Below are 13,661 nucleotides of genomic sequence, written 5' to 3'. Positions count from 1 at the left end.
TGTCGTTAACGTTTTTTGTAGGCGACAAGGTGAATGCAAAACAGCTTGGAATAGCGTTCATTAAAGCGGAACTGATAGTTCAATTCGGTCTCTCCGAGTTTTTCCCACGCAGCTTCTTCAAAGTACACATTGATGTCATCGACCGCTTCATTGGGATCCAGCAAATGCTTTTTCTGCCACTGGTAACTGTTAGAGAGCACCACGACGCCGTGTTGTTGGGTGTCTTTTTTCAGGCTTTGCGCAATGGTCAACGGCGAAGGGCATTGATCCAACACATTCAGGCACACACTCAGATCGACCGGATGCAGCAGCGTTTCTGGAGTATAGGGCTGGTTAATGCAATGAAAGTCCACGTGTTCGCAGGCCGCCACAAAAGGGGCGGTGTTAAACGCCAGTCGGCCCAGTGTTTTCACACTTTCAATGTAGGGGAAGGCGCAGTACTCGGGCTTGACCAGTAAGTGCTGATAATAGGTTAAAAGGCGTAATGAGGGTTCGACAATCCACGCAGATTCAATTGACGGCAGTTGCGTGAACAGTTCATAGCTGATGCGTCCCAATGCCGGCCCGACTTCAAGGTAGGTGTGCGGCGTTAATCCGGCTTTTTCACAGCAGTCGAGAATAAACGCGCTGGCCGCGGGGTAAAACGGTGACACGATATAACGGTCCGGCACGGTTTTAGATGCCGAGGTAAGGGTGTCGTCAATGCCCAGTTCGCGCACTTTATCCAGCCACATGGCCTCAAAGTAAGCGGCCAAACCGCGTTTATCGCAGTAATAATCATCCATGGAATATGCCTTGTCTCGCCAACGTCTTGTATGAAAAGTCTTTTCTGTGATCATCATAGCGGGATTGACTGGCGAGTGAACCGCTTGCGTGAAAGGAATAATCCAGGATGAGAGGTTTTGCACGTATCGTGATGAATCTAGCTGAAAAACACGACGTGTAGCGCGAAAATTACGGTATGATACGCGCTTGCTAACAACCGAAAATCAGTAGGATTGATAATGGATATTCAACGTATTAACCCATGTGCGCGTTGGTCTGACGTGACAATTTTCAACGGTATCGCGCATTTTGTCGAAGTGGCTGACACCGATACCACCGCGGACATGGCTGGCCAGGTTCAGCAGGTACTGAGCCAAGCAGAGGCGACGCTTGAGCGTGCGGGCAGCGACAAATCTCGCCTGTTGTCTGTGACCATTTACGTGACGGATTTTGCTAACTTTGCCGCATTGAATGAAGCATGGGAAGCGTGGCTACCAGAAGGTTGCGCACCAAGCCGTGCTTGCGTGAAAGCAGAATTGGCCGATCCTGATTACTTGGTTGAAATCGCGTTCGTCGCGGCAACCAAATAAGCGCAAACGGTGGCACGCGATATCTTCGAGAGACTTTCGCGTGGCCATCGTTTATTGCTGCCATGCCTGCTCATCTTTTCTACTCTTTTCTTCTTTTCTTCTTTTCTTCGTGCTTGCGCTTCTCACCGTTATCCCTGTTTTCGCCCTCGGCTGTCTTTTCTGTGCTACACCCGTTAAGGTGACACGCGTTTTACGCAATAAAGCGACGTAATATCACAAGGAGATGTGTATGACGATACAACGGGTACATCCCGCTTACGCGGAAGGTTTTCATGCCCTTTGGCAAGCAGTCAGTGAGCAGGGGGATGATGTGATTGGGCCGCCGCCCTCGCTGGAAAAAGTCAAACGCGTGCTGACGCTACACAACGAAAAAACAGCGCCGAGTTTTATTTATCTCAAGGACGGGGCATTGGTGGCATCAGCCGAAGTGTTTCCTTCGTCCAAGGCCGGAGAAGGAAAACAAGGCATATTGGGTGTGCAGGTGCATCCTGATTATCGCCGCCGGGGCATCGCCAAACAGCTGCTTAATACGGTGCTGGTGGATTGCCAGCGCTATGGCATTGAGCAGGTTGAGCTTACTGTGTATCAACACAATACAGGCGCGATACGGCTTTATCAGCAGTTTGGGTTTCAATCTAGCGAGGCGCCGCAAACCATCACCTTGCCGTCGGGTCAGGCGGGATTCAACCAAACGATGACGCTCTCCTTAGCGCCATCGCGGTAGTGAGGTTGTCGCGTTACGTATTATCCGTCGCGGGCTTCTGGCTCGGCTTGCTGGTGCGCGCGGCTAACTTGTTCGCCAGCGAGTGCAGCTCAGGGAGCATACGCTGGATCAAGTGAAGCTGCTGCAACACCATGCGGGCAGAGGTGCAATCTTCATCGCGCCATTGGCCAAGGCGTTGTTCCAATTCGCAATCCGACTCCGGCGCCGCGCTGCACAAATTGCCATCTAGCTGTTCTGCCAGAAACTCTAAATGCGCGTGGATCTGGCGGTGGGCTTGCGCCACCAAATAGTGCGTACTCTCGTCTTCCAATTGGGTGCGATGGGCACCCAGCGCCGAAATGTAGCTCAGCATGGCATGGTTTAACGTCAGGAAGCGGAAGCATTCATCGGTGGCCATGCGATAGCGTCCCGGTTCAAGCAACATGTTACTGATCGCTGTACTGAGCTGGGCATCGGTATTGTGTGCGTTGCGGCGCGCAATACGGTAGCTCAGACTATCACGCTTGCCGATTCGGTACTGACCGATGATCTGTCCCAGATAATCCCGATTGGTTTGAATCGCCGCCGCCATCACCTTGTGCAAGCGATGGGCTTGCCAGTCCGGCAGAATGAAACTCACCGCCAATACCGCCAGTAGACAGCCGAGCAGGGTATCGCCCAAGCGCGGCAAAATCACCGCAAAGCCTTCCCCTAACTGATTAAAACAGAACAACACCAGCAGAGTGATGAACATGGTCGCCAAGCCGTAATTGGCGGTGCGGAAGGTAAAGAACAACACGCCGGTTAACACCATGAGCACCAACTGGCCTTCCAGCCCCGGGAACAGGTACAGCAAAGGCATGCCGATCAACAAACCGGCCAGTGTGCCCATTACGCGCTGTTTTAAGCGTTGACGGGTGGCGCTGTAGTTCGGCTGACACACAAACAAAATGGTCAGCAAAATCCAAAATCCACGCTCTAAATCTAACGCCAAAATGCAGCCGTAGCCAACGGTGAGCGCAATGGCCAGACGCAACGCGTGACGGAACAACAGCGAGCTTGGGTTGAACTGGCTGGCAATACGCTGCCAACGCTCTTTCATGCTGCGCGCTTCGGTATCATCCAGTTCGGTATCACCTTCGGTATGGCCGACATCCGGGTTACTGACGTTTGAGAGCTGACGCTCCACCGTGGCCAAGTTATTAAACAGGTAATCCAACTGGCTCAGATAAATTCGCCACTTTGGGTTGTTCTGGCTTTTTAGATACAGCAACGATTCTTGCAGTTCATCCAGCGCGCGCACGCTGTCTGCGCCGTGGTGATATTGTTTGCCCATCGCCAGTGCGCGGGCAATTTCACGGCAGGCCTCGGCTTGACCGGCCAGCAAGCGTTGAAAACGGAACAGCACGTCACTGCGCTGGAATTCACGGGAGAGATCCTGATAGCGATAATGGGATGAACTGGCGCGCTCGTGAATGTCTTGCGCCAAAAAATAGATTTTCAGGAATCGGTCGCCGGTAGTATGAGGCTGGCCACGACGTGCCCGGCGGAGTAGCGTCATTTTGGCATTATTGAGCGCTGTGACGACGCGGGCGTTCTTACTGGCCGCTTCTAAACGGATCGGTTGTGGCACCAAGTTGGCAATCGGCTCAAACAGCTTCACTTTACTGTCAAGGTAATAGGCAAATTCAGAAAACACTGCCGCCAAGCTTTGCTGTACGGGTTGATTCGGCCACATAATATGCCAAAACAGCGACAGCATGCCGTACCATGAGGCACCCGCGAGCAACAGCATCGGCTGATACCACAGGTTCGGGCTGTGTTCTGCCCCCAACATGGTGTACACCGCGAGCAACAAGGAGGCAAATGCAATGCTGGCATAACGCGGTCCCATTGCACCCAGCATGATAAAGCCAAATGTCGAGCAGAACAGGCCTATCGCAAACAACGGTGGATACGGGAAGAGAATTTCGATGGAAAACGCGGCAACCACAAAGCAGATCAACGTCGTGATCAGTGCTTTGATACGCCCCGTCAAGTTGTCATCGGTTTCCGCCAGTGCAGCGGCAATGATGCCCAACACTAAAGGCGTAATTTCCGGTTTGGCATTCAGATACCAGCAAGGGAGAGCAACCCCGACCAGCGCAATAAATACTCGAATGCTGTAGTTGATACGGTCATTTGCCCAATAGCGGCGCAAAGTCCATTGAAGGCGGCTAGTTTGCATTTTCATTCAAATAATTAGATGGGGGACTAAAGATAGCAAACTTATGTGAAAAATCGGTATAAAACCCGCATTAAATTAAGGTTAAGGCAATTTTTAGCAGAAATTTTACGCAAAAGGGCGGGGGATAGCTATGGTCAAAAAGGAGTTCTTGATACTCTAAGGCCACTTTCACTCCCTGTGCACCTATACAGTGCCCGTGTGGGGTGACACACGATTGCGAAACAAGAGAAATGTTGGTGACAGGATGCGTTTAACAGCAGGCTGGTTGGCCCAGTGGCTTGCCCAAGGGGACTATTGCAGTATCGCCTTAGGCGAAAATTGCCTGATTCTTGATAGTCAGACAGAAACAGAAGAAATCCCGTTTGATGAGTGGGATGGCGCAATTGCCATACACCGTGGTGTGCTATGGGGCAGTTTTGAATTGACGTCAGCAGATCAAGAATACTGTTGGACCGTACACGGGTTGCCGTGGCAGCAATGCAAAGCGTTCGCTAACGGGCTATTAACCGCGTACCGTGATTGGGCGCAAGGGCGCGTTGAAAAACTGGACAGTCTATTGCCAGAAATGATCACGCGCATCGACCACTACACTCGTCAAGAAGGCTACTTGCGTGATTCGTCGCATCAGCACATGCAGCGCTTTTTGGATGAATCCTTAGCGTCGACCGGCTTAACCCGTGAATTGGCGGCCTCGTTCCGCCCGATGGCGTTTGAGAAAGTCGCGCCATGGATTGAAGGCAATGAAGAGTGGGTCGACACCGCCAATGACGGTTGGCTGCAACGTGAAGCCGAAAAGTGGGGCTCGTGGTTTGATAAATGCGAATCTTCCCCGCTGAATCCGTCGCAACGTGAAGCGGTGTTGATCAACCAAGATCATAACTTGGTGCTGGCCGGTGCCGGCACCGGTAAAACCAGCGTGCTGGTGGCGCGTGCGGGCTATTTATTGGCCAGCCAACAAGCCCTGCCAGAGCAAATGCTGATGCTGGCGTTTGGTAAAAAAGCGGCAGAAGAAATGCGTGAACGCTTAGCCACCAAAGTGAACAGTAACATCAAAGTGGCAACGTTCCACAGCCTAGGCACCCAGATCATCAAAGCCGTAGAAGGCAGTATGCCGAGCGTGTCGCCCTTAACGACCGATGATAAAGCGCGCGCCAATTGGATCGCTGAGATGCTGATTGCCCAATGGGAAAATGCCAGCACCGCAAAGCGTTGGCAAAAGCATTTAACCCAATGGCGTATTCCGGGATTCAAAGGTGATAACTCGATGGAGAAGCAGGCACGTAGTGAGCCGTTAGCGAACTGGGTGTGGCGTCATCTTGAGTTGCTTGGTCAGCGTGGCGGCAATAAATCACAACTGATGGAAAGCATTGAGCAGCATGGGCAAGAGTCAGCCCGCCCGCGCATGAAAAGTGAGCTCAGCTTGTTGTGGCCGTGTTTTCGTGCCTACGAGCAACACCTGAAAACCAATAAGCAAATTGACTTCAATACTATGATCCAATTGGCGAGCGAATACGTGGCTGACGGGAAGTTTATCCCGCCGTGGCGTTTCATTATGGTGGATGAATATCAGGACATCTCACCGCACCGTTTGGCCTTGATTGAAGCCTTGTGCAACGCTGCTGACGTAAAAGACAAGCCGACCCTGTTTGCCGTGGGCGATGACTGGCAGGCGATTTACCGTTTTGCCGGGGCAGATGTGAATCTGACGACCGGGTTTGAGCAGCGTTTTGGGGCTTGCCATATTACGGAGTTAGCGACCACTTACCGTTTTAACAGCATGATTGGTGAAGTGGCCAATGCCTTTATTCAGCAAAATCCGAACCAGTTGAAGAAAGAGCTGACGAGCTTTAAAAAGCAAAAGCGTAAAGCCGTGACCCTGTTGTGCCAGGACTTGATTGATCAGGAATTGGCCCAGTTGGCGGCACAGCAAAAAACGCCGGTGACCACGTTGCTGCTAGGGCGTAACAACAACCAGAAGCCCGAAAAACTCAAGCAATGGCAAGACAAATGGCCACAGCTTGGGCTGAGCTTTATGACCTGTCACGCCAGTAAAGGGCGCGAGGCGGATTTCGTGTTTGTGTTAGATGTGAACCGAGGAGCTTTCCCTGCTCCGGATCGCGAAACGGGGCTGGCAGCGTGTTTGCAAGCGCGCGGCGAAAGCTTTACCGATGCGGAAGAACGCCGTTTGTTTTATGTCGCGTTAACGCGTGCCAAAGCACAGGTATGGGTGTGTGCGGATCCGGAAAAAACGTCGCCTTTTGTCAATGAATTGATTGATGATGGCTACCCGGTGGTGAATAAAATTAAGCGGATGAAGCAAAAAGCGAAGTAGTGATTTGACTGTGTCGGTGTATTCATTTCACTGATACCGCTGAAAATAAATGAAGACCCGAGCACGAAAGTGATCGGGTCTTTTTTTATCTGGGGAAAATCATCTTGTTGTCATCTTTATGCGTACTGCATTTTACAGTATTGTGTACCATATGGTTATCCTTGCTTGGTGAGATACAGGGAAGAGTTGCCTATCTTGGCATCTTGCAACAATTCGCAACTAATGGGTTATAACCGATGTGATAGTGGTATTTTCAACAAGAGGAAATCAAATGACATATAAAACTTGGGTTTTTATTTCTGAAGAAACGCGTACATTTTTTATCACGACACATGTTGCTTTTGATGGCATGACAACAAGAGAAATTCAGATGGATATTCCCACATGGGAACGTCCAGATGATCATAAAAAAGAGTTAGTGATGCTTGCTAGTACCAGTGACTTTCGTGTTGTTCTTGATCGGGTTAGCCATGTGGATGACTTGAGAACCATAAAAGCGAGGTATGTAGCACAAGGCTTTCGTTGCTTAAACCGTCGCATTGTTCTGAGAAAAAATAATCAAAATGTGTGATTTTGATAATATTCAGGGGGATGTTCATTAAGCGTCGCGATGATATCGCGATCTAGCCCCTCAACCATCACCCCTCTCGCAGACTCACCACCAGTTTGCCGCTGTGCTGTTGGGATTGAAGCTGTTTCAGTCCGTCGGTGAGTTTGTCAAAAGGATAGATAGTCTCCACCATGGCAGAGAGTTTGCCTTCCCCGACTAAATTCGCTAACGCGTTGCCCATGTCAGCCAAATGGTGAATGTGCTCACGGTGACCGTGGGCATAGGTGCCGTGCAGCGCGACTTCATGCAGGCTCAAGGCTTTGGTGGTCGCCAGTAATGGCACTTGGTTGAACTGGTCAGCAATCATCACAATATGGCCGTTATACCGAATTAAAGCACTCATGGTGCTGCCGGATTTGGCCGACACACAATCAACAACGGCATGTACCAATCGGTCCTCGGTGAGTTCAATTAACCGCATGGCGATGTTTTCTGTTTCAGGATCAATCACCGCATCCACCCCGTATGACAGCAAACGCGCATGGTGGCGTTGTTCAGCAATGGCATACACGGTTGCTCCTGCCTGTTTGGCCAACTGCGCGGCAAACCCACCCACGCCACCGCCAGCACCCGTGATAGCAATGCTTTGTCCTGCCTCGATGCGCAATTTGTCATGCAGCGCGATCCACGCCGAATAGCCCGCGCAAGGCAGAGCGGCGGCATCGGTAAACGCGAGCGTATCGGGCAAGCGACTGACCGCATAGGCTTTAGCAATGGCATAATCGGCAAAACCGCCCGCATGGCGTGGGTCGAGAAACCCCATGACCCGATCCCCCGGCTGAAAGTGGTGCACATCTTTGCCGACAAACGACACCGTGCCCGCGATGTCTAGCCCGACAATGTGCGGGTATTGCCAAGTAGCGTAGCCCCAATGAGCGAGTTTGAAGTCAATGGGATTGAGCCCTACGGCGTGTACATGAATACAGATTTCATCGGCGGCAGGGGTGGGTTTTGCCGCCCGTGAAAGTGACAGGCTGTCGATGCCTTCGGGTTGGTTCAGTTTCCATGCTTTCATTGGCTATCACTCACTTTGCGCTGATCGGTTGGCGGGTCTATTAACCATAAACCAAAATAGTGACGAAATGGGGCGCGGCCGTCCGGCTTGTCATTTATTTGTGACGCAGGTATTTGAGGCGGACGTATTTGTGATGTGAGCAAGAAAAGCAACAGCCCTGCACGGTGGCAGGGCTGGAAATGTGGTGTTTCACTTTCCGTCTTAAAAAAGACGGCAAAGGTGCATAGGCGTTATTTGCCCAAACGCTCCGTGAGGTAACCGTCGTAATCCGGGATTTCGATTTCGATTTCTTCATCCAGCATCGCGGAGGAAATCATAAAGTTGGCGCTGGCGCGGTTTGTGGCCACGGGAATGTTCCAAACGGCAGAGATACGCAGCAGGGCTTTGACGTCAGGGTCGTGCGGCACGGCATTAAGGGGATCCCAGAAGAAGATCATCATGTCAATTTTGCCTTCTGAAATCAGCGCACCAAGCTGCTGATCGCCACCCATTGGGCCGCTGAGCAGGCAATTCACGTCCATGCCGGATTCGCGGGCAATCATATGGCCCGTTGTACCTGTGGCGTACAGGGTGTGGGAGGCTAGCTTGTCTTTATGCTCGTTCACCCAGCGCAGCAGGTGAGATTTGCAGTTGTCATGCGCAACAAGTGCGATGTGCTTGTTTTTTTCCATGGTTCGGGTGGTAACGTGCATGTGAAGCTCCACTGACAGACAAAAACGCATTTCGCGTGTTGAGTATTCCCATTATGGCGGGATACGTGTGAAAGCGAAATGACAGAGAAAAGCATGGGGGGTATTGATACCAAAGCTCTTGCGGGAAGTACAAAGAATTATTGGGAAATCAAAGGTAGCTAACAGAATTGTCGCTAGGCAAATGCCCGTTCGCGGAGGTGCATGGCCTGATAACGGCGGTTGTCAGGCCATAAAGAGAACAAGTGAGTATGCAGGGCGACTAGGGCGCGCCCACACTGAACACCGGACGAAACTCTGCTGGCGACAGGGATTCTGCAATCACCGCTTTGGGTAAATGATCGGGTGTCAGGCCTTCCACTATCGGCGCGAGATCGCGTTGTAGTGGTTTGTGCTCTAAATACCGCACCGCTTGATCTACCGACAACATGGCTTGTTGTGCCATTTTATCGGTCGGAGAGAACAATATTTTGTCACGCAATAATCCACGGTATACCCCATGACTGAGGTAGGTGGACACCAGCTTGATTTGATCGGCCATGTGGTTGGTGCGCAATTCACTGATTGCCACTTCAGTCGCTACGGCCCCGCCGATGATATAATCAATATCATGGCCCGTCGCAAACAGTTGCTGGATCAAATTGCGTTGCAGCTCTTTACTGTTATCGGCCCACAGGGTGGTCACAATATTGATGTCACTGTTTGCCACTGCATCCAAGAAGCCTTTGACCACCGGTTTTGTGCCGCCACGTTGCAGTGGGCCGGGCAATAAAGCCACGTTCACAATGCCGCTGCCCCGCGGGTGGCGTTCCGCCATAAACTGCCCCGCTTTGCAGCCCATTTCGTACCAATCTACCCCCACGTGTGCGGCAATGTTTTTGGCACTGTCGGCATCGCCCATATCAAGCGAGTTAATGGTCGCAAATACCGGAATATCACCGGTGAACTGGCTGAGGTTACCTTTATAGGCTTGGCTGTCGACGGTGCCGAGAATAATCGCATCTGCGCCCCAGTCTCGGCAATCGGATAACTGACGTTCTTGCTTGGCAAGGTTAGGGTAACCGCCTGACTCCAGCACTTTCAATTGTACGCCGAGCGCTTGAGCATGTTTGACCATGCCGTAATTGATAGACAGCCAGTAGGAGTCTTTCAGGTGCGGGTACACCGCACACAACTTCCACGGCTTTGACGCTGTTTTTAACGGTTGATACTGGATCGCCGTGGCTTTTTTGTCTGCCGTGAACGGGGGGGAATAGGCCAGAATTTCAGCCGCCTGAGCACATTGGCTGGCACTTAATAGCAGTAGTGCAGGCAAAAGCCATTTTTTCATCATGATGGAACCAATCGGAGAACAATACGGGAGAACGACACGGCCGCCAATACGGTGCCGTAGAATAAATAACACAGGACAAATAGCCGATGAGCAGACACTCAATACCGCCATTTGGCCATAACTTGGGTATAATAGCATTTTTCGTGAATCCGGTTATCTCAAGATGCAGCTTGAGGCAGTTAGGGTGAGTGTCAGGCGGGGCGCACAAGATGGTGCCGCGTACTGATGGTATGTGTTCTGCATGTTTGTCGTGGTTGTTTGATATGACATTGACCCCCAGTGGTATTGGCCAAAAATTGTTGATCGCCTTCTCTATGATGGCGGGACTGATGATTATTGCGGTTGTGATTGGCGTTGCCGGTTTCTCTTTGGTTGCTAAAACCGAACGGAACGTGATCAACTCTGCCGTGCCCGCTTTGGCCGAAGCGCGTCAGTTATCCGATTTAAGTACGCGGATTATTTTTAATGCGCAAGTCTTGGCGAAATCGAAAGATGAAATGGAACGTGACCGTCAGGGCAAATCCCTCACCATTCACATTCAGGCGCTAAACCAAAGTTTGATGGCGTTAGACCGCTACAATTTCGATCCGAAATTGATGGGGCAGCTTGAAGCTGACGTGGAAAATATCATCAATAACTTGGCGATGTTAGGGGTGCTGGTGGGGCGAAAACTTACGCTCACAGATACTGTCGCCAATATGAATGAAAAAATGAGCTCTGCCACCTTGCAGATTGATTCGTTGTCGCAATCGCAGGTCTCTAACGCGAACACTATTGCGGTAGCCAACGTATCACGGATTTACGACTTGGTCGAAAATGGTGATAACCAGGCGGTATTCAGTGCCCTTGATAGTTTGGTCGAAGTGGACATGGATTTGAGTGAGCGCTTGTTTGAATTGCGCTTTCTCTCGCTTCAGGTGATCAACATGCTGGACGACAGCGATCAGATCATGGCTGTAGAACCGTTGCAGCAGTTGAAGAAACGCTACAACGCGGCGGTAAGTGTGATCCAACAGCGCGTGAAATCGGTGGAAGATCCGAGTCGCTCGAAGCAACTGGTGGCCTTGGCCGATATTTTGAATAACGGTGGCCAGTTTTTTAACGATCTAGAAGCGTTACTGCATGCAAGACAAGATGTGGAGCGCATGGAACAGCAAAACTTGGTGCTGTTCCAGCAATTGAACCAAACGGTGGACGACATTATTCGTGCTGCAAACGACGGCGCGAAACAAGCGATCACTGAAGTGGATGAAACCCTGACGGTCGCCCGTAACAGTTTGATTGCGATCTCAGCCCTTGGCATGTTGGCCTTGGTATTGATTATGTGGCGCTTCGTCTATGCACGGGTGATCAGCCGCATTAATGAATACAGTAAGGCCCTGATGTCATTGGCTCGCGGCGATTTGGAAATTCGCGTGAATTCTCGCGGCGAAGACGAATTGGCACAAATGGGACGGGCCATCATGGTTGCCCGCGATACGGCGTATGAGCGTCATCGCTTGGCACAAGTCGAGCTGAAAATTCGCCATGAGTTACAGCAACACAAAGCCAGCCTGGAACGCTTGGTGGCAGAGCGGACTTGTCAGTTAGAGCAGACCAATGATCAGCTGAATCTGGAAGTGAAAAAACACGCTGAAGCGCGCCAAGAAGCGGAACAGGCTAACCGCGCAAAATCGGCCTTTTTGGCGACCATGAGTCATGAAATCCGTACGCCGATGAATGGGGTATTAGGTACCGCGTCGCTGTTGGCGGATACCGGTTTGAACGCCAAGCAAGCCCGTTATTTGGAAGTGATTAACCGCAGTGGCGAATCCTTGCTGGATATTTTGAATGACGTGCTGGATTACTCGAAAATCGAAGCAGGGCATCTTGATGTGCGTCCGAGCAACTTCTCGTTGCCGACCCTAGTGCAGGATGTCACCAGTATGCTGGCCAGTCGCGCACAGGCGAAGCACTTGGCGCTGGTCACCGACATTGATGAGAACGTGGCGGAGTGCTGGTACGGGGATGCGACGCGCATTCGACAGGTGTTAGTGAATTTGGTCGGCAATGCCATTAAGTTTACCGAGGAAGGCCAAGTGTCGGTGTACATCGGGACTTCAGCCCATACGCCGGGCAAGTTGTTGTTTGAGGTGGAAGACACCGGTATCGGCATTCCTGCTGACGAGCAACAAAGCATGTTTGATGCGTTCCAGCAGTCACAAGAAGGTCGCCAAACCGCTGGGGGCACCGGATTGGGCTTGGCGATCAGTAAACGCATTGTCGAAGCCATGGGCGGCGAGATTGGGCTAACGTCGATTCCTGAAGAAGGCAGTTGTTTCTGGTTCAGTTTAACCCTTGAGCCGGGCGACGCGACCCCAGCGGCACCTTGTGGTGCCACAACGATCACGACGCCAACGGCGGATGTGCTGAAAGAAAGCCATGTCGCGGCGCACATTCTGTTGGTGGAAGATAACCCAGTGAACAGTTTGGTTGCCGAAGGCTTTTTACGCCGTTTGGGGCACAGCGTGGTGACGGCCGAAGATGGTCAGCAAGCGGAGCAAATCTTCCAGCAAGACGTGTTTGATTTGGCCTTATTGGATATTAATTTGCCGGATACCGATGGCGTGACGCTACTGGGTAAACTGCAGGCTTATGACGCGGCGAACGCCCGCGAAGGCATGACGCCAATGGTGGCGTTCTCTGCTCATGTCTTTACCGAAGAAGTGGAGCAGTATTTGAATGCGGGCTTTGCGGGTTTCTTGCCGAAACCGCTGGTAGAGCATCAATTAATCGACACCATCAGCCGTTTGCTGGCAGGGGAAGATCGGGTGCACCCGATTCAACTGGCTCATGCCGCCGAAGTACACACGTCAGAAGCCCATGAAACGGCCAATGCTATTATGCAGGATGAACGTCTTGCTCATGAACAATCAGAGAGTGACGGCGTAGCGCTTCATAGCACAGCGCCTCAGACCACAGAAGAAGGTAGCCATACCATGCAACATGAAGCCGTACAAAACGACGCCGCTGAAAACGAGACATGGCCCGTTTTGGATGAGAAAGTACTGGGTAGCGATTTAAGCGTATTGGGTGAAGCCATGGTCAACAAAATGATCACCCTGTTTATCTCTTCTTCTGGCGAGACTATGACGAAGTTGTTGTCAGCGATTGAGCAAGAGCAGTTAGCGGACGTGGCTAACTTTGCCCATACCCTGAAGGGGGCGGCGGGCACGATGGGGCTGACGCAGTTGTTCCAAGTGTGTATGGCGTATGAAAAGTCGGCTAAAGAAGGGGCGATTGATCACCTTGATCCGACAGCACTGACACAGGCGTTTGCTGCGGCAGAGCAAGCGTTACTGGCTTCGTTTAAAACGCCAGAAGCGTAAGTTCGCTGTGAGCCGATGATAAAAACAGG

At 51.5% G+C, this 13,661-nt stretch carries 10 protein-coding genes; 5 read left to right on the top strand and 5 right to left on the bottom strand.

What is annotated here, in order from left to right:
• Positions 1-5: 5 nt before the first annotated feature.
• A complete protein-coding gene (locus tag ACSF8W_RS08805) occupies positions 6-785 on the bottom strand; it encodes a methyltransferase domain-containing protein (RefSeq protein ID WP_500846826.1) in 780 nt (259 codons plus the stop codon).
• Between the two features lie 219 nt (positions 786-1,004).
• Between ACSF8W_RS08805 and ACSF8W_RS08800 the strand changes: the two genes are divergently transcribed.
• Together ACSF8W_RS08800 and ACSF8W_RS08795 are read left to right on the top strand one after the other, a co-directional pair.
• Complete coding sequence (locus tag ACSF8W_RS08800) at positions 1,005-1,355, top strand: RidA family protein (RefSeq protein ID WP_428476805.1); 351 nt, start codon at positions 1,005-1,007, stop codon at positions 1,353-1,355.
• Between the two features lie 229 nt (positions 1,356-1,584).
• Complete coding sequence (locus ACSF8W_RS08795) at positions 1,585-2,079, top strand: GNAT family N-acetyltransferase (RefSeq protein ID WP_500846824.1); 495 nt, start codon at positions 1,585-1,587, stop codon at positions 2,077-2,079.
• A gap of 13 nt (positions 2,080-2,092) precedes the next feature.
• Here ACSF8W_RS08795 and yccS read toward each other — a convergent pair whose 3' ends face one another.
• Complete coding sequence (gene yccS, locus ACSF8W_RS08790; protein ID WP_500846822.1) at positions 2,093-4,285, bottom strand: YccS family putative transporter; 2,193 nt, start codon at positions 4,283-4,285, stop codon at positions 2,093-2,095.
• Between the two features lie 244 nt (positions 4,286-4,529).
• Here yccS and helD point away from each other — a divergent pair, with 244 nt between their 5' ends.
• Positions 4,530-6,617, top strand: a complete 2,088-nt coding sequence (helD, locus tag ACSF8W_RS08785; protein WP_500846820.1) for a DNA helicase IV — start codon at positions 4,530-4,532, stop codon at positions 6,615-6,617.
• A 271-nt stretch (positions 6,618-6,888) separates the two neighbouring features.
• Positions 6,889-7,188: a hypothetical protein gene (locus tag ACSF8W_RS08780; protein ID WP_500846818.1), complete on the top strand. Its 300-nt coding sequence runs from the start codon at positions 6,889-6,891 to the stop codon at positions 7,186-7,188.
• Positions 7,189-7,255: 67 nt separating this feature from the next.
• Here ACSF8W_RS08780 and ACSF8W_RS08775 read toward each other — a convergent pair whose 3' ends face one another.
• The 3 genes from ACSF8W_RS08775 to torT form a co-directional block, all read right to left on the bottom strand.
• On the bottom strand, positions 7,256-8,242 hold the full coding sequence (locus ACSF8W_RS08775) for a zinc-binding dehydrogenase (protein ID WP_500846816.1): 987 nt from the start codon (positions 8,240-8,242) through the stop codon (positions 7,256-7,258).
• Positions 8,243-8,472: 230 nt separating this feature from the next.
• Positions 8,473-8,934: a methylglyoxal synthase gene (locus tag ACSF8W_RS08770; RefSeq protein WP_500846815.1), complete on the bottom strand. Its 462-nt coding sequence runs from the start codon at positions 8,932-8,934 to the stop codon at positions 8,473-8,475.
• Between the two features lie 259 nt (positions 8,935-9,193).
• Positions 9,194-10,264, bottom strand: a complete 1,071-nt coding sequence (gene torT, locus ACSF8W_RS08765; protein WP_500847292.1) for a TMAO reductase system periplasmic protein TorT — start codon at positions 10,262-10,264, stop codon at positions 9,194-9,196.
• A 263-nt stretch (positions 10,265-10,527) separates the two neighbouring features.
• On the opposite strand from torT, the gene torS reads away from it, so the two are divergent.
• Positions 10,528-13,632, top strand: coding sequence for a TMAO reductase system sensor histidine kinase/response regulator TorS (gene torS, locus ACSF8W_RS08760; RefSeq protein WP_500846813.1), 3,105 nt, complete (start codon positions 10,528-10,530; stop codon positions 13,630-13,632).
• Positions 13,633-13,661 lie beyond the last annotated feature (29 nt).

It is taken from the genome of Photobacterium sp. 270122K (assembly GCF_059941365.1).
Note: the sequence above shows the minus strand (reverse complement) of the source record. Positions and strands in the feature narration are given on the sequence as shown.

Excerpts from the sequence above, each read along its gene's own strand:
- ACSF8W_RS08805 (WP_500846826.1), bottom strand. The coding sequence starts at position 785 with ATGGATGATTATTACTGCGATAAACGCGGTTTGGCCGCTTACTTTGAG.
- ACSF8W_RS08800 (WP_428476805.1), top strand. The coding sequence starts at position 1,005 with ATGGATATTCAACGTATTAACCCATGTGCGCGTTGGTCTGACGTGACA.
- ACSF8W_RS08795 (WP_500846824.1), top strand. The coding sequence starts at position 1,585 with ATGACGATACAACGGGTACATCCCGCTTACGCGGAAGGTTTTCATGCC.
- yccS (WP_500846822.1), bottom strand. The coding sequence starts at position 4,285 with ATGCAAACTAGCCGCCTTCAATGGACTTTGCGCCGCTATTGGGCAAAT.
- helD (WP_500846820.1), top strand. The coding sequence starts at position 4,530 with ATGCGTTTAACAGCAGGCTGGTTGGCCCAGTGGCTTGCCCAAGGGGAC.
- ACSF8W_RS08780 (WP_500846818.1), top strand. The coding sequence starts at position 6,889 with ATGACATATAAAACTTGGGTTTTTATTTCTGAAGAAACGCGTACATTT.
- ACSF8W_RS08775 (WP_500846816.1), bottom strand. The coding sequence starts at position 8,242 with ATGAAAGCATGGAAACTGAACCAACCCGAAGGCATCGACAGCCTGTCA.
- ACSF8W_RS08770 (WP_500846815.1), bottom strand. The coding sequence starts at position 8,934 with ATGCACGTTACCACCCGAACCATGGAAAAAAACAAGCACATCGCACTT.
- torT (WP_500847292.1), bottom strand. The coding sequence starts at position 10,264 with ATGATGAAAAAATGGCTTTTGCCTGCACTACTGCTATTAAGTGCCAGC.
- torS (WP_500846813.1), top strand. The coding sequence starts at position 10,528 with ATGACATTGACCCCCAGTGGTATTGGCCAAAAATTGTTGATCGCCTTC.